Genomic DNA, 21,782 nt, shown 5'->3' on the forward strand with positions numbered 1-21,782 from the left:
GCGTTTACTTAAACCAAGCTTTGATGCGTGTAAAAAAAGACAACTGATCATCTGCCTGTTGTTTTTTGGCGCGCTTATCGCGTTTTTTGCGTAGTTTCTCCACATCCGCTTTGGTTTTGTCATCATCATGCGGTCTTGCCACATAAAGCGTATGCCTTGATTCCCCTGTTTGATTTTGAATGGGCTGTGCTTTGTAGTAATACAGTGCGATGGATTTACGTGTAATGTGCGCTGGTGTCGTCAGTGGGTCTGGGTGACCGTGAAAACTATCAGCATCCGTATTAAAAATCACACATCGATTAAAGACTGGCGCAACTTCAACCACCTTATGCGTCATGGCTTTATCCCAAAGTTCCAATTTACCGCCATACGCCTCTTGCCAATCTTTATTTAAATAAATCAATACGTTGACCCGTCTGAACAGTTGCAACCCCTCGTTCACTTGAAAGTCTGCATGGATGCCTAATAACCCACCACTGCTCGTCTCGTGCAAACCACCTCCAGCAAAATAAGGGTCTGGAATCAAGCCTTCAATATTGGTAATGCCTTCAATAAAGCGTACAAACTGCGCGGAGTTAAAAAAGGCAAATGCGGCACGTAAATGCGCATCACAATCGTAAGGCGAGATTTGGCGTTTATGAGTACCGCCATAGCCTTTTTCATAGACTTTATCGTGCTGTTTAGGGTCTGCTGGAAAGTGTGCCAACAACGACTCCGTCATGGCTTCTGGCAAAAAGTGATCCATCACCGCATGGGCAAATGGCTCGGCAAACGCATAGGCATCCATGCGCGCTTGGCCTAATTGAAAGGCAGTGTCTTCGTCCAAAGAAAACCCTTGGTCTAAACGGATAGGCAGTACGGCTTCTGATGCACTCATGTCTTTTTGATCCCGATGACTTTACCCTGACAATTTTTCTAGCAAGGATTTTTTGCGTTTAAACCGGCGATTCTGCTCGGTGTACCCTGCATTTAAACCTACTGTACCGGCCTCTACATGATCCAAGTATTTAAACAACTTTCTCGGGCTAATCAGCCCAATGGTATAGCCCTTAGCTTTTAATAAATCTTGTAACTCATAGCCTGGATTACGATTACCCATTAAAAAAGTATAGTCATGTTTACGCATGATTTTTACATTCCAGCAGGCAAAAAAGCTTTTGATATGTGCCTCCAAATAAGATTTGGGCGGCTTGGCCTTCAAACCCAACCATAATTTGAAGCGTCTGGAATGACGTTTGAAAAAGCGTGACACCACACGCCAAACGGTGCGTACCAGCCCACGATCCAACTGTTCCAAACATCCCAGCGCAGCAATATGCTGGTGTTGGTGCAATAGCTGGATGGTCTGATTAAAAATGGATGCATCGTACACAAAGGTATCGGTATGCATTAAAAACACGTAGTCGGTTTCTATTTTTTCTAAAATGCTATCCAAACCCTGGCCATGCGCGACAAAACCTTTTTCTGCATAGTCTGCATCCCGTACAATCAAATGGATCCAATCTAGGCTACGCAAGTAAGTAGCGCTTTCGTCTTGCGAGTTATTATCCACCACCCACACTTGCGCATTCAGCCCGGCATCAATATGTTTTTTTAGTAAATCCAAACAAATCTTGGTGAGATCCGGCGTTTTGTAATTGACGATCGCAATACTAAACGCGGGGTTTGCATGATTGAATGATGATTCCAACTCGAGACTCCTCTATCTCAAACTAAGTACTTTTAATACGCTTTTTAGCGCCGGCCTTTTGTCGTTTTGAACGTGCAATAATGCTCCGACAGAACCACTTGCTCGCCCATGTTAATCGCGAAATTTGACAGTATTGCTTAAAAAAGTACAAGCGACTTGTCTTACTCCAACCAATCGAGTGACGGTTTAATGCCGCCAAATCAAAGTAAGCGTTATACCAAAAAAATGGACTGTAGCGGGCTTTTTCCAAATCAATCAATGCCACGCTAGGTGCTGACTCTGCATTGCTTACAAAAATATGCTTGGGATACAAAGCACGATGCATCAAATGAAAGCCGTGCAATCTACGTATGGTGGTGGCCACGGCCTGTAACAACTGTTGCTTTATTTGCTTGGGTTTCGCAAAAAAATCCGTCGCTTCTGTGATCACATCCAATGGTTGATATTGCGCCAATTCTTTGGTCATTAAAATAGCGCACATTTTACCGTCTACTATTTGCTCACCATAAAATACCACTTCTGGCGCTGCAAATTGTTTGCCTTGCAGAAATTGCAGATGCTGAAATTCGCGACGAAATGTAGGCTCTTGTTTGGGGAAAGTAGCAAGACTCCAACGACCATGATTTTGCTGTTTTTTAATAAAAAAGCCATGCGCTTTGCCCTCATCCTCAAGCTGCATGCGGGCAACGCCACTCCAGCCACCCCGGCGATGATTGGGTGCTTCAAACCAATTGACTTCATGGTTCCACAGCTGCGTAAACCCGTCTAGCTGATGTAAACGCAGAAGACTGGCGTACTCGGGCGCGATAAACGTGTTCAAGACATGACCTTGTAAAAAAGCTGACATATGATTTTAGCAGGCTTTATGTCATGGCAATCAAATTGCACGCATCAAGCAGTGTTGACGAACTATTTTTGCAGATCCGTTTTTCAAGTTAGAATGCCCACCATCATCATGCTGCATATATTCTCAAGTCTATTAGCGAAACTCTCGCTTCCAAAGTTGCATCAATTTGGCGCTCGCCTAGGACGTATTTTATTTTTCATTTCGTCTGGCAGTGCAGCAGTGCAGCGCCGCAATCTATTACAAAGCCAATTAGTCTCTACTGATATCACAGCTGTGTTGAAAGCCAATGCAGAAGAAAGTGGGAAATCGCTGATTGAAACATTGGCGATTTGGCAAAAAAGTGACGACGCATTGCTCGACTTAGTCAAACAAGTGCATGGCTGGCAACACATCACCGCCGCACTGGAAGCAAAAAAAGGGTTGATTTTCTTAACGCCGCATATGGGCTGTTTTGAAATCACCTCTATCTACTACGGCGCAAAACTCCCTATTACTATTTTATACCGCCCAGCCAAACTCAAATGGTTACAAAACCTGATGAATGTGGGGCGCGCCCGCCCGGGTGTGACGCTGGCGGAAGCCAACACACAAGGCGTACGTAAATTGATGCAAGCGTTAAAACGTGGAGAGGCGATTGGCATTTTGCCTGACCAGATTCCAGCCGAAGGCGAAGGCGAGTGGGCGCCGTTTTTTGGCAAACCGGCTTATACCATGACGCTGGCGAGTAAACTGGCAGTCAAAACAGGGGCTACAGTCATCATGGCATTTGGTGAGCGCCTCGCCGATGGCGAGGGCTACACAATTCATTTAACACTTGTGGAGTCTATTGCTACTTCAACACTGTTGAACCAAGCGATTGAAAAGCAAATTGCACAAAAGCCTGAGCAATATTTGTGGAGCTATAACCGCTGGAAGCAAAGACGACACGCAATTAAGCAGTAACGCCTTAATTACATAGCACTCCTAAATTTTATCCGGCACAAATTGGTAGCTCAAAGTAAAAAATGCCGATCTCGGTGCGCCAATCCCTAAAAAGCTGGTACCTTGCCAGTCAGCGCTATTGTAGTTAAAACCGCTTTCACCAATCGCTCCACGAATCGAAGGTGAAAATGCGTTTAAACCCAATCTACCTGCACTGGCATATTCTTTATCAAACAAGTTATTCACTTGCATCCCAAATATCCATTCTGGTGTAATTTTGTAACTAGTTTGAAAGTTAAACACGGTATAGCCTGCTGTTTTGCCTGGACCAAAACCAGTGCGTTCGATTGTGCATTGATAGCCACCGCATATAGGTCCCGTAATTGGTGATGCAGGTCCGGCTTTATGTTTGTTATTCTCATTGCCACGCACAAATGCCTCGGAATGCATCACCATATTGAGTCCAATATTCCATTTATCGGTCACCTCGTAACTGAAGTTAGCATTTAGGTTATGTAGTGGAATACCTGGCATGCGATTACCCGGTTTTACCTTAATTTGCTCAAAAGTACCCTCTTTATCGTAATTGATGTCATAGATACTGCCGGCACTGCTATTGTTAGGGCTAGCCAAGATAAACTTCGATTGGAAGGTGGCATCGGTCAACCCATAGTTAATACCAAAACTAGCTTTACCAGCTGTACCTTTTAAACCCATCTCCAGACCTTGGCGACGGGTATCGCCAATATTCTGAAAATAGCTTTGCGTCGCATTCACCGAAACAAAATAAATATCATCGGTTAAATCGGTGCGATACACACTGGCGTTCCATTCGATATCTTCTGTCAATTGCCCTCTAGCCCCAAACTCAAGGCTTTTGGAGCGCACTTGCTTCAAATAAGGGTCACCTGACATGGCCCCAGGCAGGTTGCAGCTACGTCGCTCACGCCAAGTTCTCTTAGCATACTTAGGGTTACCATTGCTATCGTAGCCATCAAAGACTGGACTATCATCGAAAGCACAGCCCAGTTCAATCGTGGTAGGCGTTCTGGCGCCACGGCTCCAGTTACCATATAAATTCAAATTCTCTTGTGCTTGCCAAGTCATTCCTAGTGATGGGTTGAATGAACGGTATTTGAACCGTTCTTTCTCACCTGTTGCCATGGCAAGAATATTTTTACCATCACTTCCTAAAAAGCCATCTCCCATATAACCGTAACTTGGGTCAAATGGCACAATATATCCATCCAATCCCGTCGGACATTCGCTGGCCTCTATGGTACCGTCGTTGTTATTGTCGGTACATAAAGCTGGATAGTTCAGTAAGTTTACAATTCTATTCACATCGCCAAATGAGCCAAGCTTGCTCACATCTAGCTTGTTATTTACTACAGTGTGGTTAAATCGTGCTGAAGCATTGATGTTCAGTGTTTTAGTAGGCGTCCAAGTTTCACTAAAGTACACGCTTTTGGTAGTGTTATCTCCTTTGAAGTCATTTAGCGCAAAACCTCGTTCTGGGCTGTTGGCTGAGTACTCCCATCCTAATTGGCTAGGGTCTACATATCCATGTCTATTTTTATCCAAAAACCCAAGATATTGTTTGCTGTCATAAGTGCTGTCTGATGTATCAAACGATCCGCCCACCATTAACTTGTGGTGATCCAGGTTCCAGTTAAGCTGTAAAGCGGCACCTTTACCCAGCTGATCAATTTTCGTATCGTTAAAAATAGCAGTTGGCGTACCCTCTATGTAGCCTGTGGCTTGATATGGAAATCCTGAACCATTATCAATTGCTGCAGCCCTACCATCGCGATAAATGTAATTACCGTTGGCATCTTTAACACAAGGCGTTGATCCTATGTTGCCTGTCCCAGTCATTGCACACAACTCAGAATAGAGACCTCTATTAATCGGTTCGGCTAACTCCCAATAGCTATGAAAAAAACCAGACGAATCGGTATATCCCCCAAACACCCCTCCTGCTGTGCCTGTAGGAACCACATCATAAATATAACTAATGTTTCCGGAACCTGGGTGTGAGGTATTTGCCATATGTGTAATCCCTGCGGATAACCCATAAAGATTATTGGTCGCTTTCATTGCAGCCCTGTTCTCCCAGGCAAACCGCACCAATCTGGCATACTCTGGGGAAGATACAGTAGCGTTAAACGCACCAGGGATGGTTGAAGCACCCATATTGCCCCCTGGGCCAGTAAAATCATTCCCTATGCGCGGATCGTAGGTCCAGTTCCATACCGGATTACTTGAGCCATCTGAAGCAGCCACCTGAACTTGATCTGTCACATTTTGCCATTGATTATTTTCATCAAGATATTGGGCCTGAGTACCGAAATTGGTGCCATAAATTAAATTATTTGTACAAGGATCATTAGGATCCGTACAAGCCGCTATAGTTACAGCGCCACTCACCGGGTCAACATACCTTGCCAACGGGTTGTAATTTGAATCGGCAGCCACATTCATCAGGTAATCGTTATAGTCGGGCAAACCGTCACGATTGATATCCGGTAACCCTGGCAATAATTGCCGACTTCGATCTCTGGTACTCGCAGTTGCCGGGATGTCGTCATCTCCCCCGAAATTTTCATTTACATCTGAGGTGTGGCTTTTGCGCTTGCTCTTACGATTGTAAATCTGGCCGGTAATGTTAAAAGTGTCAGTAACATCCCAAACGCCAGACAGCTGGAATTGCAGCAGATCATTTTTACTTTCATCGGGCGAGGTATATACCTGCTGGGGGTTTTGGTCGACCATTTGTTGCGGAAGCAAACCGTTGCCGGTGAGCTTGTTACCGGCATAGAGCATAGACAAGCCTAAACGAGTACGTTCGCTCTGCCATTCTGCTTTACCGAACACCTGATTGACTTTACTAGGGGAGTCATCACGCCAACCATCTTCCATAAAAAAATTGCCTGAGACAAAACCAGCAATTACTCCGTTATTGTTTCCCGCAGATAGTTGCAGTTGCTTACGGCCAAAAGAACCAGCAAGCACTTCAGCATCTAATGACTGGCCATCAAAACCGCTTTTGGTGCGCATGCTCAGCGCACCGCCCAAGGTACCTAGACCATATACAGGGTTGGAGCCGGGAAAGATATCAAGACTGCTGAGTGCGTTCATGGGAATCATGTCCCAATTCACCACATCCCCAAATGGCTCATTCACACGAATGCCGTCAAGAAAGACAGAGATGCCTTGCGCAGTGCCTAGTTGCGGTGAGGCGGTAAAGCCACGGTATTGCAGATCCATCTGAAACGGGTTGCTTTGATAGTCATTGACAGTAACCGATTGCAGTTTTTGATTCATTAAATCTGTAATACTGACTGAATGTGCTTCTTTAATGTCTTTGGCAGTAAGCGTTTGCACGTTGCCTGGAATTTGTTCCTTGGTGAGACCCAAGCCCGGTAGTGGCCCTACTTCATAAAATCGCTTGGCGCGTACGTTGATTTGGTCAAGCTGGATTTTTTTGTCTTCCGCCTTAATATCTTGTTTTTGAATCAGCACTTTTGTACCGTCGATCTTGCCTTGCAGCCCGCTTCTTTCCAGCAACCTATTCAAGGCTTCTTGACGTGACATGCGCCCTTTCAAGGCACTGGCTTTTTTCTCCAAGATAAGGGCGCTATCTACAGTGAGGGATAAGTTGGTTTGTAGGGCAAACTGACGCAATGCCGCCCCCAATGGTTGGGCTGGCATATCTACGGTGATGGGGACTAAAAACTGCTCTTCCTGCTCGGCAGGCAGTTGTGTGTTAAGTTCTGCCGACCATAATGTTGGCACAAAAGTTTGGAGTGTTGCCCCGGCAACAACCGCAAACACCATACGTACAGCTTTGTTTTTTTGCATGATTCAATCCAGAAAACACATGGTTATACTGGGATGACCATTGAGGTGAGAAAACACCTGATATGCTTGCAAAAAAATTATGGACGCGGCTGAATAACAAGTTGCTCAGATGTCTGTTGCAATGTGACAGGTAAGGATTGTGGTAATCCGCGAATAAAGTCGTTGATTTCTTTAGTTTTAAGTACCGCATTCACGTTGGGAGAAGTCTGACCAAAGAATTTTGCTTGTATTGGCTGTTGGCGATAGCGTGAAAGTGTTTCAGCCACTTCCTGCATGTCGGCCTGATCAAACACAATCAATCCTTGGGCAAAACCAAACCCGTCCCCTGCATGGCGATTCACACGTTTTGGTACATCATTTGCAACAATTTCAGCCACTTCACCGTCACGTAGCAACAGCGGCGCTTGCGCATCATCAGCACGTGCTACTTGCACCCGCCCATGGTCTACACTCACACGTACGCGGTTGGCAAGCTGATTGACGGCAAAGCGCGTACCCAACACCGTCACTTTGGCTTGCGCCGTTTGCACAATGAATGGTCGCTCGCTATCTTTGGCCACATCAAAAATAGCCTCTCCGCGCTTAATATGCACCACCCGCTGATGACGATAAAAAATGATATCCAACTCACTATTAGCATTGGCGGTGACTACGGAACCATCCTCTAACTTACGCTGGCTAATTTGCGCAACAGCCGTGTTTTGTGTGTGCTGCGCAATAGGCATGGCTTGCCAAGCTGCATATTGGATTTGACCAAACCAGCCCAGACCCAAACAAAGCAGTAAAACGGCCATGCCTGAGCCCAGTTTGGTCAGCTTCCTGCTACGCTGAGTCTTTTCAAAGTATTGTTGTTGCGTCAGTGCATCAGAAAGATTTTTCAAACGATCTGTAGAAGTAAAATCTTCCATAGTGGAAGTGACTAAGCGATAAGCACTTTGGTGTCGCACATCTGCTAACAACCAAGTTTCAAATGCCGTGCGCTCTGGCGCATCGGGCGCAGCATCGCGCATCTGCATATACCAGCGAATAGCCGCTTGTTTGATTGTGTCTGGCAGTTTAGACATGGTGCTATTCCATCTCAATCAATTCACGGGCATTGCTCAAATCCAACAGTGCGCGCATTGCATGCCGTTCCACCATGTTTTTACTGATTTCTAATTTTTCTGCGATTTGGCTGTGTGTATAACCCTCTACCCGGTACAACCAAAATACCTGACGGCAACGGGGAGGCAATTGATCTAAAATTTGTTGAATATATTCTAAACGCTGCTTGATATCGACTAACCTCTCTGTCGAAAGCGTTGGTGTGTCTATCCACTCACGGTTAAGTCCAAGCTCTCCATCTAACGAGACAAAGCGTTGCCCGGCATGGTATTCATTCACAATCAGATTACTGGCAATGGTACGAATATAAGCGTGCGGCTCTTTATGAAAGCGTATACCGTTTGAAACCGTATATCGAATCAGCGCATCATGCAGAATATCTTTAGCCAAATGCGGGCAAGCCACTTTATAGCGGATATAGCCCAACAAATCGGAATAGGCCCATTCCAGATTAATCCCACACCAAGTTAACGTCTTTTCCATAACTGGCTAAATCTGCAATATTTATGCCACCAAACAATATCAACTAACTCACTGATCTAATTAGGAGGCCATTGTCCACCTCTCTGAAAACAACCAAAAAATTGGTTGTAATCAACCAGCACTGCTCAGCTTTTTAGCCAAAGCTACGCTAGTATTTTATCTAATCAATACTCTAAAACATCATGTGCTAAATCAATTGAAAGTATCTCAACACCACGACCAGTTCAATCACCAGCAGTAAGCAAAACAACCCCGGTAAAATAAGTAACCACCGCTCATGGTTAAACAAGCCATTTAACCAATGTCTAGCCATAAAAAGAGCTTTGCTCATTGAGAATATTCTTTTCATTGGCATCGCTCAAAATCACTATTGTTTATTCGGGTCAAACTGCCAATTCAAGCTAAACCAGACAGCTCTTGGAGTACTTGGTGCAATAAAATTTGTGCTAAGCCAATCACCTGAATTATGGTTATATCCACTTACCCCAACAGCACCGTTGATACTTGGAGAAAATGGATTGCTACCCAAGCGGCCAGCAGTGAAATACTCTTTATCAAATAGGTTTGTTACCTGCATACTAGCTGTCCACTCGCTATTAAATTTGTAGCTGGTCTGAAAGTTAAAGGTGGCATAACCCGGCACTTTTCCTGGATTAGTTGTGGGTTGCCGTGATGCTATGACGACACCTATATTAGGGTCTAAATATTCAATGGTTTTTGTCACGCCCACTTTATGTTTATTATTTTCATTGCCTCGCACAAAGCTTTCGCTATGCATCACTGCACTTAAACCAACCTGCCATTTTGAAGTAACTTCATAACTGATATTGGCATTTAGATTATGCAAAGATATGCCCGGCATACGATTACCTTTTTCAACTTCAATGACATTCATCCCAAAAGGCACTATAAACTTAGCACTGCTGTTGTCTTCACTTAACATCAAGAAGTTGCTTTGAAATGTGGCGTCTGTCAGTCCGTAATTGATACCAAACCCCCATTTATCTTTTCTACCCGATAAGCCAGCTTCGATACCACGGCGTCGCGTTTTGCCGATTGTGTCAAAAAATCCTGACCCACCCCCAGCCGTTACGAAATAAATATCATCTTTTAGATCGGTTTGATAAGCACCCAAATTCCACTGTATAGCTTCAGCACCTAAAAGATTATTTAACGTTCCACGCATACCAATATCGTAAGTAGTGGCTCTAATTTGAGGTAAATAGGGATCACCAGATAAGGCAGTGGGTAACGAACATTGGCGATTTTCAGCAACGCTCTTAGGCTCCTGATAAGTTCCACCTTGACCATCACTTAAAAGAGGACCAGATGGTGTTCTATCCAATGCGCATCCCAATTCAATTGCGCTTGGAGTACGCGTACCTTTCGACCAGTTTGCAAATAAATTTAAATTCTCTTTAGCTTGCCATGTGGCTCCCAACGATGGATTAAACGAGTAATAACTGAATTTCTCGGTTTCCGCTGGGTCAAGCACTCTTCTTAAATTAAGCGGGCGATAGCCTAGTGGAATACCCGCACAATCTTCCATCGTCACAACCCCATCCCTATTGGTATCCCCGCACACGTTATATCTATCTGGCTCTGAGATAATCTCACCAACACCCAAATTTAAAAAGCCGCTTCTGGCAGCAATTTTGTTTTTGGTGCGGGTCTGGTTATAACGACCAGACGCACTAAAGTTCCACGCTTCGCTGGGTGTCCAAGTCTCGCTAAAGTAAATACTTTTGGTGATGTTGGTGCCTTCAAAATCATTGTTTTTGTAACCGACAAATGCAGTGGCAAATTGTGGATGCGCTTGTGCTGGATCTAAATAGGCTCTTCTATTCGCATCTAAAAAGCCCAATTTTTGCTCATTCGTATATTCAGCACTGGCAGAATCAATTGAAGCGCCCACCATAAATTTATGATGCTCAAAATTCCAGTTAAGTTGTACAGAGGCACCATCAGTGATTTGGTCAATTTGATTATCTGTGAATAAAGCCGTTGGTGTGCCTTCTACCACACCTGGCTGATTTAATTCAAATCCATCTACCAATATTGGTGCAAAGGTATCTGGGTCATAGCGCTCCAAAGGATTGGAATTAAAATTTGAGGCATCGCATGCTGCCATGTTAAGCGGTGTTAAAACCATTACATAATTTTTGATGACAGCATTCGTATTGGGGTCTCTAGTAAAAAAATAATTTGACTCGTCATACACAATTCCACCCGCGCTGTAGGGGGTAAATATTGTTCCAAATGAGCTATCAAAAGAATTCTCATTAAAAAAGTTGGGGTCATTTGGCCCGTTTAGAGGTGGCGGCGTATTACCTCGTGTGTAAGCATTAAATTCCCTAAAGTTTTTATTCTGTTCGTAAATATAGCGAAATGCCGTCAACACGTCTTCTGGTAGTTCAGAATTAATTAAGTTGGTGTAATTATTAATATCTAGCGTACCGTTATTAAAGTCTTGCGCTAAATTGGTATTTGAAAAATCAACGTTATTACCCTGCCCTGTATTTGTGTACACCACCGGTAACACAAGGTAATCTGGCACCCCGTAGCGATTGGCTTGGCTACCTGGTCCATATGCATTTGCACTATCACTAACCCTATATAAACAAGTGTATTGTTCTGATGGATCTAATAAACGTCTAGCTACTAACCCCCCATCATAATCTCGCATCACATCTGCACCCACTTGATGGCGTTTACTATTACGGCGGTACACCTGCCCTGTGACAGTAAAGTTATCATTGACGAAATAATTACTGCTTAGTTGAAACTGTTGCAACCTGTTTTTAGTGGTGTCCGGACTCGTGAATACACTTGAGGGGTCTCTCGCATATTCCTCACTGGGTAGTAATCCATTACCCGTTAAATCTGTTCCCACAATCAGCGTACTCAAACTCAGATCTAACTTGTCTCCTCTGTAACTCGCTTTACCAAAGAACTGGTTCACCTTGCTTGGTGAGTTATCACGCCAACCATCTTCCAGAAAGAAGTTACCTGCACCAAATAAAGCCACTGTACCGTTGTTCCAACCACCTTCTACTTGCAGTTGTTTACGGTTGAATGACCCGTATAAAACTTCTGCATCGACGCCTTCGTAATTAAAACCATCTTTGGTTTTAACTGTAAATGCGCCACCTAATGTATTTAAACCGAAGATAGGATTAGAACCTGGGAATACATCGACACTGGCTAAGGCGTTCATGGGGATCATGTCCCAGTTCACCACATCACCGAATGGCTCATTCACTCGAATACCATCAAAGAAAACACTTAATCCTTGTGGTGTGCCGATTTGCGGGCCTGCGGTAAAGCCTCTATAGGAGACGTCCATTTGAAAGGGATTGCCTTGATAGTCATTGACGGTGACTGACTGGAGCTTTTTGTTCATTAAGTCAGTGATGCTTAATGAGTGAGAGTCTTTGATCTCTTTAGCAGTGATGCTTTGTACGTTGCCGGGGATTTGGTCTTTGGTTAACCCTAATCCAGGTAAGGGACCTATCTCGTAGAAGCGTTTGGCACGGACTTGGATTTCGTCTAGCTGTATCGTCTCTGCTTTTTTCTCCTGATTAATTGCACCTTTGCGTTTAATGGCGTAGCCGCCCTTACCATCTGGCTGCGCTTCTAGCCCACTGCCTTGTAGCAAAGTCTCAAAACCTTGTTGGGTGGTATAGCTTCCTTTTAAACCGTTTGTCGATTTATTGAGTGCTAAATCAGGGTCAAATACTAAATCGACGCCACTTTGCTGCGCATATTGATTCAGCCTTTGGCTGAGCGTACCTGCCGGTATTTGGTATGGTTTAGCTTGTTGTAGCGATTGATAGGATTTTTTAAGTTCAGCCTCGGGCAAACCTGTTTCTGCTGTGGCAGCCTGCATAGAAAACAATGCTGTTAAGGCAGTGAGCGTAGAGAGTGATTTATACATGCGTTTTTCTTTCGCCAAATAATGGTGGTATTGATTACCTTGACGAAGCAAAAACAGAAACAGACAGTGCCTAAATAATAAATTTTAACTTTGAACGTATTTAAATATCAGGCCCAAAGACATGATTCATCTATTGATGAAAAAAAACGATGACATTACTTGAGAGAACGTACATTTGCACACGGTTAGTTTTGTCGCAGACACATATAAGCACCAAGTATGTAAGTCATTGTTTGCGTGTTAATTTACGCGGATGCACTACAATGCCTTGTGCTTCTTGGGTTACTTGTATAGGTAAACGATTGGCAAGCAACTCCAAGCTACGGTTGACATTATCCGCAGGAAACACGCCGGACACTCTTAATTGCGCTACCTGTGGTATTAAGGTGATTGGTATAGGTGAATAGCGTTGTAGCTGCTGAATAACGCTTATCAGCGGCGCATTATCGAATAAAAGTTTGCCAGAAACCCAAGCATTCATTTGACTCACATCTACCGATTGTTTGGGTGAGACGTTTTGCGGTGTGATCTCTATAGATTCACCAGCGGAAACAACGACACAATGTGCAGAATTCAGCTGATACCAACGTTGCAGATTGCACGCTTTAACTTGTGACTCTAATACGGCCACTTGCGTTTTAGTACGCTGCTCGTTTTTGCGATACACCGAGAATTGCGTACCCAACGCTTGTGCAGTGCCATCGGCCGTACTCACAACTAGCGGACGGCCAGTATCTTTTGCCACTTGTATAAATAACTCGCCATGCTCCAGCACAATTTCGCGCTGATGCGCACTATAGCGAATGTTAACCACGGTATCGGTATTGATGACCAACTTACTATGATCGGGTAAATCAATCGTTTTTTGCTGGCCTATAGGCGTTTGATATTGTGCAACCCATGTAGGTTTTATTTGCTGCGTGTGGTACACCAGCGCAGCACTCAGCCCAACCACTAGCATAGCTGCAATAGACTTTGCTGCTTTCCTGGCAGATTTTTTCTTCTTCAAAAATTCTGTCGCTGCTAAATTAGATTCAATGAGCGGTTTCGCCCCGGCTATGGTCTCTACATTAAATTGCTGCCACATCGATTGCACGCGCTGATAAGCTATTGCATGCGCCGCATTACTTGCCAACCAAGTCTCAAACGCCGATTGTACGGCAGCAAACTCATCCGCAGCCGCATCATGCAACTGCATATGCCACTGAATAGCCTGCTCTACAATGGCCGTATCAGTGGAGTAGGATTGGTGCAGAGAGGTCATTGATTAATTTGCATAAGCAATTTGGTAGCAGTGCATCATTGCACGTGCTATATATTGTTTAACCATACTGGCAGATACCCCAAGAATGTCGGCAATTTCAGCATGCGTTAGCCCATCTAATCGATACAAAATAAAAGCACGTGCGGCTTTAGTTGGCAACCCTTCCAGCATCACGATGATCTGGTTTAAGATATCAATCGCCTCTTGGATTTGCTGAGGAGATGCAGCAAAATCCGGCTGTGCATCAAACAACATGGCCAAATACGCTTGCTCCAGCTTTTGTTTACGGCGGCTATCAATCAGTAAATGCGTTGCTATCGTTGTTAAATAAGCACGTGGCTCAATAATCGTAGTTAAATCAATGGCATTCAATTGCTGCTTATGCAGTAGCTTGGTAAATACATCTTGCGTTAAATCAGCTGCTTCAAAGGCTGACCCCAGTTTTTTACACAACCAATGCTGCAGCCAGCGATTGTGATTTACATAAAAAACTGCAGCCATATTTTGCATAATCTAACGCTATCTGACGAATCAAAAAAGTATTTACAGTGATTACTAGCAATTTTTATGCTTTACATTACACGCAATAACTCATTGATTTGCATAGAGGCCGCAAACAGCGTGGCTGTTTATAGCCAGCTCTGGGCTGATTACAACCAGTTGGATTGATTATTTAGGGAGAATACTTTTCGGTAGCGGCGTTAAACACTAGGTCAGATTTATTTAATGGCCTGTTTTTCTAGTGCTAACCGTTTCTGAAATTTTTCACTGTTAAATTTGGCATAGAGCTTTTGTGCACGTGCACAGATTTGCTGCCAGAACGCTTCATTTTGTGGCAAATAGTGCTGTTTAAATAGTGCAATATCACTAGCATCCAAGCCACACGCCATCGCTGAAAAATATAAACCGGCGATGTCTTTCATGACCGCTGTGCCTTTGGTAGATTGCTGCTGCAACATGCGATGCAAATCAATGAGATACAACTTAACCATACCTTGCTTTAGCTCTGCCTGTTTCAATACAAAATGACACAGATAAAAATCACGGTGGCACATACCCACTTGATGTAACTTTGCCGCCAGTTCAGCCACGGCAATTATGAGCTTCTGTTTAAACGCTGCATCCGGAGAATTGTTCACCCAATCGGCACACACCTCTTCCAACGAGACAATATCACCCAAATCTTCCGTCATCACAAACGATTGCAAGCTTGCAGGATTACGTCCGCGCTGACCATACGCAACCAATGGTGTGGTCGGAATACCTAGCTGCGTCAGCTGTTGAATCGCATTCACTTCTGTCATCGCCCCCAGAATAGGCTTTTTGAAGGTCACTAGATTTTTAATGATCTCAGCCCAGCCAACGCCAAAGTGCTGCTTAACAAAATAGGAGTGCTCGCCCAACTTGATTTGAATGGTTCTGCGCCCTTTGACATCGCGAAACGCTTTGCCCTGCAACTGCATCATCGCGGCAAACGTATTCTTACGATTCAACCAACTACGGATGGATACGGGAACGTGGAGTAACTCTTTCATGCGTGTGTCTGCTCTGCTAACCGGATCAATATCTTAGCCTCTGCGCTACCATCATTGGCCCGCATAATCTGCTGTGTATGGTTTAGACCATTGCTGCCCCACGCCGTTCGCTGTTCGGCGGTCGCGGTACACATGGCTAACCACTGCTGGTTAAATAGTGTCTGATCAAATGGCAGCGGACTGACTATTCCCGCATCAGCATCGGCGACATGATGCGCATAGCCACAACTTTCCGTCACCAACATGGTTGCACCACTGGCCATGCCCTCCAATATCACCAACCCTGTGTTTTCTCTATAGGCTGGGTGCACACAGACATCTGCCCCTTGCATCAACCAAGGGATATCCGAACGACCTTTTGAAATCACCACATGGGCTTGCAGGCCTAGTTTATTGACCATGGATTGAAACTGTTTAGGGTTATCTTGCCCCACTGCAACTAGCTTGGTATGTTGCAGCAGCTCTGACGGCAGTGCAGCCATGGCTAAGATGGCGCGGTCCAAGCCTTTCATGGCAAAACCGGATCCCGTCAGTAAATACACAAAATCATTGTCTGCAAAACCAAAGGCGTCGCGTAAATGCTGGCGCATCTCGGCTTTGTCTTGCAACACAAAACGTTCTGGCGATAAGAATGGTGGAATGTAATGAAAGCGCTCACTTTGCGTGCCATACCATTGTTGAAAGTTTGGCTTCTCAGTCAATGAAACCGCCAATATTTCCGTACTGACGTCTTGAGCAAACACTTCTTGCTCGCATTTAGCAAACCAGCGATAGCGCGGCGTGAGGCGGTACAGCCAATTGCGCTGCTGATGGGCACGCTGAATAAAACAGGGATCCGCAGCAAAATGTGCATCCAAATTGGCCATACGGTTATAGCCAAACACAAAATCAAACTTTGCCGATTGAATGATGGCAAACGCCGCATCAATAAACTTTTGATAGCGCTGGAAATTGAACCAACCGGATTGCGGAAGCACATGCACCTTTATATTGGCTGGCACATCGCCTTGCCAACTGAGGGTGAACACCTCGACTTGATGCCCACGCTCTAATAGCTCGTTGGCTGTGCGCAACATATCGCGCTGCATGCCACCAAAAGGGAAGTATTTAAAAATAATAAACGCAAACTTCATTTTTGGAATTGTATGCGAAAATACGCGGATGAAACGCATTCTGCTGGTTAAAACATCCTCACTAGGCGACGTCATTCACAACTTACCAGTAGTCAATGACATCTTGCAACACAATCCCGAAGCCCAGATTGACTGGGTGGTGGAAGAAGGTTTTGCGGATATTCCGCGTCTGCATCCTCGTATCAATCAAGTGTGGGCTGTCGCCGTTCGACGCTGGCGCAAACAATTATTCAAAGGCGCCACTTGGCAGGAAATTCAATCATTTAAGCAAGCTATTGGTGCGCCACATTATGATGCGGTGATTGATACACAGGGTCTCATCAAAAGCGCGCTCATCACAAAATTGGCAAGCGGCCCCAGTCATGGTTATGACAAACACTCTATTCGCGAGCCTATTGCTAGTATGGCTTATCAACAGACCTATAGCATTAGCTACCAACAACATGCCGTTGCGCGCAATCGCACTTTGGTCGCTCAGGCACTCGCTTATCCAGTGCCTACCAACGCCCCAGACTATGGCATTCAAGGGAATGCTGCACAATTCCCAGTGAGTTTATCGCTACCCAAACAAGCGTTTGTGATTGGCTTACATGGCACCAGCCGCGACAGCAAATTGTGGGCTATCGACAGATGGGTTGCACTGGGAAAGCAACTAGAAAACGAGGCGACCGCTTTAGTATTGCCTTGGGCTAGCCAAGCTGAAAAGCAACGCGCAGAACAAATTCAATCGCATCTGACACACGCCATGGTGTTGCCTAAGCTCAGCATCGGCCAATTGGCGACCATCATCGCGCAGGCGCGCGCCGCGATTGGTGTGGATACCGGCTTATCCCATCTAGCCGCTGCATTAAACATTCCTACCGTTGCCATTTATACCGATACCAACCCAGCACTCACAGGCGTCATGGCGGGCGCGTTTGCACCAGCCATCAACCTAGGCAATATCGATGCCTCGCCCAGTGCAGATGACGTATACAACACATATCGCCAAATCATTGCATCATCAAGTCGGTAGTTCCGTTTAAAAAGTTTTCCATCAAGGCTTGAAACACCTCCGAATAACCCCACTTTAAAAAAGTGTTATTAATATTCGGGGAACCACATGCAAGAAGATCAAACAACGCCAGAGAACATGGCCGATACACAGGCGCAATCCACCACAGAACATGCGCCAAATCCAGAAGCTCAAATTGCTGAACTTGAAAAAGCTTTAGGAGAAGCCAAAGCCCAGGTGTTATACATCAAAGCAGAAGGCGAAAACATTCGCCGCCGTGCGGGTGACGATATTGAGAAAGCGCGTAAATTTGCATTAGAAAAATTTAGCGGCGAGTTACTGGCAGTGAAAGATAGTTTAGACGCCGCATTAGCCATTGATAGTACAGATGTTGCCAGCTATAAAAATGGTGTGGATCTCACTGCCAAACAATTACTCAGCGTGTTTGAAAAATTCAATATTGCGGAGATCAACCCAGTCAACGAGAAGTTTGACCCAAACAAACACCAAGCCATTAGCGCGGTGGATTCTGAATTAGAACCCAACACCGTAGTGAGCGTATTGCAAAAAGGCTATACGCTCAATGAACGCGTGTTGCGCCCGGCATTGGTGATGGTAGCCAAAGCAAAATAAAACCCTTTTTTAATTAAGGGCTTGAAAACAAAAAAAACACCCTCACCTAGCAGTTAAGCAAATAAGCCTTGTGTCACAAAATCAGACACAGCGCATGATAGAAATTGAATTGAAAAGGAATATGAAATGGCAAAAATTATTGGTATCGACTTAGGTACAACAAACTCTTGTGTTGCTGTCATGGAAGGCGGCAAACCACGCGTGATTGAAAACGCCGAAGGCGCACGCACCACTCCATCGATTATCGCGTATCAAGAAGATGGCGAAATCTTAGCGGGTGCTCCGGCTAAACGTCAGGCAGTTACCAACCCAAAAAACACACTGTTTGCAGTGAAACGTTTGATTGGCCGCCGTTTTGAAGAAAAAGAAGTGCAAAAGGACATTGGCCTGATGCCTTACACCATTGCAAAAGCCGATAACGGTGATGCATGGGTTGAAGTGCGCGGCGTCAAAATGGCACCGCCGCAAATCTCTGCAGAAGTATTACGCAAAATGAAAAAAACTGCGGAAGACTATTTAGGTGAAGAAGTCACAGAGGCCGTGATTACGGTACCGGCTTACTTTAACGATAGCCAACGCCAAGCCACGAAAGATGCGGGTCGTATTGCTGGTTTAGAAGTCAAACGTATCATCAACGAGCCAACAGCGGCTGCGCTAGCGTTTGGTTTGGACAAACAAGAAGGCGACCGCAAAATTGCCGTGTATGACTTAGGCGGCGGTACTTTCGACGTGTCGATTATTGAAATCTCTACCATCGATGGCGAACACCAATTTGAAGTGTTGAGCACCAACGGCGATACGTTCCTGGGTGGTGAAGACTTTGATAATCGCATCATTGATTTCTTGGCAGATGAATTTAAGAAAGAGAATGGCTTGGATTTACGTAACGATTTATTGGCCAAACAACGCTTAAAAGAAGCAGCTGAAAAAGCGAAGATCGAGTTATCTGGTGCACAGCAAACTGAAGTGAACTTGCCTTACATCACAGCGGATGCGACTGGCCCTAAACACTTGGTGGTAAAAATCACCCGTGCAAAACTAGAGTCTTTAGTTGAAGACTTGATTGAACGCACGATTGCACCTTGCAAAACTGCTATTAAAGATGCGGGCGTATCGATTGATGACATCACTGACGTGATTTTGGTCGGCGGTCAAAGCCGTATGCCAAAAGTGCAAGAAAAAGTGAAAGAGATTTTTGGTAAAGAGCCACGTAAAGACGTGAACCCAGATGAAGCTGTGGCCGTAGGTGCAGCGATTCAAGGTGGCGTGTTACAAGGTGATGTGAAAGACGTGCTGTTGTTAGACGTAACACCATTGAGCTTGGGTATCGAGACGTTGGGCGGTGTGATGACGAAACTCATCAAGAAAAACACGACGATTCCTACTAAGGCTGCGCAAACATTCTCAACCGCAGAAGACAACCAAAATGCGGTGACGATTCAAGTGTTGCAAGGTGAACGTGAAATGGCTTCTGCCAACAAGTCACTGGGTCAATTTAACTTAAGCGACATTCCACCAGCACCACGTGGTATGCCACAAATTGAAGTGACGTTTGACATTGACGCCAATGGTATCTTGCATGTGTCTGCCAAAGACAAAGCCACTGGTAAAGAAAATAAAATTACCATTAAAGCAAACTCTGGTTTGTCTGAAGCAGAAATTCAGCAAATGGAAGAAGATGCAGCGAAATATGCGGACGAAGACCGTAAATTGCGCGAATTGGTAGATGCGCGCAATGCAGCGGACGGCATGGTACACAGTGTGAAGAAATCACTCACTGAACATGGTGATAAATTAGATGCTGACGAAAAAGCCAAAATTGAAGCAGCAATTAAAGAGGTAGAAGATGTGTTGAAAGATGGCGACAAAGAAACCATTGAAGCCAAAACCAATGCATTGATGGAAGCTTCACAGAAATTGGGTGAAAAAGTATACGCCGAACAACAGGCGCAAGCGAATACTGAAAGCGCTCAACCACAAGGTGAAAAAACAGTGGATGGTGACGTGGTAGATGCTGAGTTTGAAGAAGTGAAAAAAGACTAAGTCACATTGCCCTGAAAAAGCACAGGTCGCAGAATACATATGGTTTCTGCCCCTGTGTTTTTGTGGTTAAAAGGACTGAATTTAATTATTGAAAGAGTGCTTTATTAATTTCTAAAGTAACTCCATGGTGAACACATTATGGCTGCAGCAAAAAAAGATTATTACGAAGTACTAGGCGTCAACAAGGACGCATCCGACGAAGAGATTAAAAAATCGTATCGCAAGCTTGCGATGAAATATCACCCTGACCGCAACCCAGACAATCCAAAAGCAGAAGAGCAATTTAAAGAAGCCAAAGAGGCTTACGAAATGCTATCCGATGATCAAAAGCGTGCGGCGTATGACCAATACGGCCATGCAGGTGTAGACCCAAGTATGGGCGCTGGCGCCGGCGCTGGCTTTGGTGGATTTAGCGATGCCTTTGGTGATATTTTTGGTGATATTTTTGGCGGTGGACGCGGCGGCGGTCAACGTTCTAATGTCTACCGTGGCGCAGATTTGCGCTACAACATGGAAATTTCATTAGAAGACGCGGCACGCGGTACGGAGACCAAGATTCGCATTCCAGTACAAGCGGCATGTGAAACGTGTGATGGCACAGGCGCCAAAAAAGGCAAGTCGCCTGTCACATGTACCACCTGTAACGGTCATGGCCAGGTGCGCATGCAACAAGGCTTTTTCTCTGTACAGCAAACCTGCCCCAAATGTCATGGCACAGGCAAAATCATTAAAGATGAAGACCAATGCGGCACATGTCATGGCGCAGGCCGCATCAAGCAAAACAAAACACTCTCCGTCAAAATCCCTGCTGGGGTAGACGAAGGTGACCGTATTCGTCTAAGCGGCGAAGGCGAAGCAGGTGTCAATGGCGGGCCAACGGGTGACTTGTATGTGGTGATTCATATTAAACCACATGAAATGTTCCAACGAGATGGTGGCAACTTACATTGTGAAATGCCGATTAGCTTTACTACGGCAGCACTTGGTGGCGAGATTGAAGTACCAACGTTGGGCGGATCTGCCAAAATGAAAATTCCCGCAGAAACACAAACTGGCGGTGTGTTCAGGTTACGTGGCAAAGGGATCAAACCACTGCGCGCAAGTGATTATGGTGATTTAATGGTGCATGTCGTGGTAGAAACACCCGTCAAACTCACCGAACATCAGAAAAAACTGCTGAAAGAGTTTGATGCAAGTACGCAGGCAGATGCTGGCAAACACAGTCCAAAAAACAAAAGTTGGGTAGACAAAGCAAAAGATTTCTTTAGCTAACCTCAAGATAGGCTACGTGACACCCATGTTGTCACGTAGCTATAATCCTGCAGCATTTCCTG

The 21,782-nt window shown here is 44.9% G+C and carries 17 protein-coding genes; 5 read left to right on the forward strand and 12 right to left on the reverse strand.

What is annotated here, in order from left to right:
* Positions 1–4 precede the first annotated feature (4 nt).
* The 3 genes from FG11_RS08090 to FG11_RS08100 are packed head-to-tail and all read right to left on the reverse strand — an operon-like array spanning position 5 to position 2,537.
* Positions 5–877, reverse strand: coding sequence for a 2OG-Fe(II) oxygenase (locus FG11_RS08090; protein ID WP_047534192.1), 873 nt, complete (start codon positions 875–877; stop codon positions 5–7).
* 21 nt (positions 878–898) lie between these two features.
* The gene (locus FG11_RS08095) at positions 899–1,690 is read right to left on the reverse strand and encodes a glycosyltransferase family 2 protein (RefSeq protein ID WP_047534193.1); all 792 of its coding nucleotides are present in this window, start codon (positions 1,688–1,690) and stop codon (positions 899–901) included.
* Positions 1,691–1,712: 22 nt separating this feature from the next.
* The gene (locus FG11_RS08100; protein WP_047534196.1) at positions 1,713–2,537 is read right to left on the reverse strand and encodes a lipopolysaccharide kinase InaA family protein; all 825 of its coding nucleotides are present in this window, start codon (positions 2,535–2,537) and stop codon (positions 1,713–1,715) included.
* A 93-nt stretch (positions 2,538–2,630) separates the two neighbouring features.
* Between FG11_RS08100 and FG11_RS08105 the strand changes: the two genes are divergently transcribed.
* Complete coding sequence (locus tag FG11_RS08105; RefSeq protein WP_235276362.1) at positions 2,631–3,479, forward strand: lysophospholipid acyltransferase family protein; 849 nt, start codon at positions 2,631–2,633, stop codon at positions 3,477–3,479.
* Between the two features lie 21 nt (positions 3,480–3,500).
* Here the strand turns inward: FG11_RS08105 and FG11_RS08110 are convergent, their stop codons facing one another.
* From FG11_RS08110 to FG11_RS08145, 9 genes are all read right to left on the reverse strand, one after another.
* Positions 3,501–7,322, reverse strand: a complete 3,822-nt coding sequence (locus FG11_RS08110) for a TonB-dependent receptor domain-containing protein (RefSeq protein ID WP_047534198.1) — start codon at positions 7,320–7,322, stop codon at positions 3,501–3,503.
* Positions 7,323–7,399: 77 nt separating this feature from the next.
* Positions 7,400–8,386, reverse strand: a complete 987-nt coding sequence (locus tag FG11_RS08115) for a FecR family protein (RefSeq protein ID WP_025224702.1) — start codon at positions 8,384–8,386, stop codon at positions 7,400–7,402.
* A 4-nt stretch (positions 8,387–8,390) separates the two neighbouring features.
* On the reverse strand, positions 8,391–8,909 hold the full coding sequence (locus FG11_RS08120) for an RNA polymerase sigma factor (RefSeq protein ID WP_025224703.1): 519 nt from the start codon (positions 8,907–8,909) through the stop codon (positions 8,391–8,393).
* A gap of 187 nt (positions 8,910–9,096) precedes the next feature.
* The gene (locus tag FG11_RS13610) at positions 9,097–9,240 is read right to left on the reverse strand and encodes a hypothetical protein (protein ID WP_160277148.1); all 144 of its coding nucleotides are present in this window, start codon (positions 9,238–9,240) and stop codon (positions 9,097–9,099) included.
* Between the two features lie 36 nt (positions 9,241–9,276).
* Positions 9,277–12,846: a TonB-dependent receptor domain-containing protein gene (locus FG11_RS08125; RefSeq protein WP_025224704.1), complete on the reverse strand. Its 3,570-nt coding sequence runs from the start codon at positions 12,844–12,846 to the stop codon at positions 9,277–9,279.
* Between the two features lie 226 nt (positions 12,847–13,072).
* Positions 13,073–14,110 carry a FecR family protein gene (locus FG11_RS08130; protein ID WP_047534201.1) on the reverse strand — a complete coding sequence of 346 codons (1,038 nt, stop codon included), beginning with the start codon at positions 14,108–14,110 and terminating at the stop codon, positions 13,073–13,075.
* A 3-nt stretch (positions 14,111–14,113) separates the two neighbouring features.
* Positions 14,114–14,611, reverse strand: coding sequence for a sigma-70 family RNA polymerase sigma factor (locus FG11_RS08135; protein WP_235276363.1), 498 nt, complete (start codon positions 14,609–14,611; stop codon positions 14,114–14,116).
* Positions 14,612–14,829: 218 nt separating this feature from the next.
* On the reverse strand, positions 14,830–15,645 hold the full coding sequence (gene rfaP / locus FG11_RS08140) for a lipopolysaccharide core heptose(I) kinase RfaP (RefSeq protein ID WP_047534204.1): 816 nt from the start codon (positions 15,643–15,645) through the stop codon (positions 14,830–14,832).
* Positions 15,642–16,778, reverse strand: coding sequence for a glycosyltransferase family 4 protein (locus tag FG11_RS08145; protein ID WP_047534206.1), 1,137 nt, complete (start codon positions 16,776–16,778; stop codon positions 15,642–15,644). Before FG11_RS08145 ends, rfaP begins: the two co-directional genes overlap by 4 nt.
* A gap of 28 nt (positions 16,779–16,806) precedes the next feature.
* Between FG11_RS08145 and waaC the strand changes: the two genes are divergently transcribed.
* The 4 genes from waaC to dnaJ all read left to right on the forward strand — a co-directional run bounded on the left by waaC (position 16,807) and on the right by dnaJ (position 21,720).
* Positions 16,807–17,793 carry a lipopolysaccharide heptosyltransferase I gene (gene waaC / locus FG11_RS08150; protein ID WP_047534209.1) on the forward strand — a complete coding sequence of 329 codons (987 nt, stop codon included), beginning with the start codon at positions 16,807–16,809 and terminating at the stop codon, positions 17,791–17,793.
* Positions 17,794–17,880: 87 nt separating this feature from the next.
* Positions 17,881–18,405, forward strand: a complete 525-nt coding sequence (gene grpE / locus FG11_RS08155; protein WP_047534210.1) for a nucleotide exchange factor GrpE — start codon at positions 17,881–17,883, stop codon at positions 18,403–18,405.
* A 126-nt stretch (positions 18,406–18,531) separates the two neighbouring features.
* Entirely contained in the window at positions 18,532–20,448 is a 1,917-nt protein-coding gene (gene dnaK / locus FG11_RS08160; RefSeq protein WP_025224710.1) for a molecular chaperone DnaK, read from the forward strand.
* A 138-nt stretch (positions 20,449–20,586) separates the two neighbouring features.
* Positions 20,587–21,720 (forward strand): molecular chaperone DnaJ, encoded by a 1,134-nt coding sequence (gene dnaJ, locus FG11_RS08165; RefSeq protein WP_020182594.1) that lies wholly within the window; start codon positions 20,587–20,589, stop codon positions 21,718–21,720.
* The last annotated feature ends 62 nt before the right edge of the window (positions 21,721–21,782 follow it).

This window comes from Methylotenera sp. N17 (genome assembly GCF_000799155.1).
In the GTDB taxonomy this organism is placed as follows: Bacteria; Pseudomonadota; Gammaproteobacteria; order Burkholderiales; family Methylophilaceae; genus Methylophilus.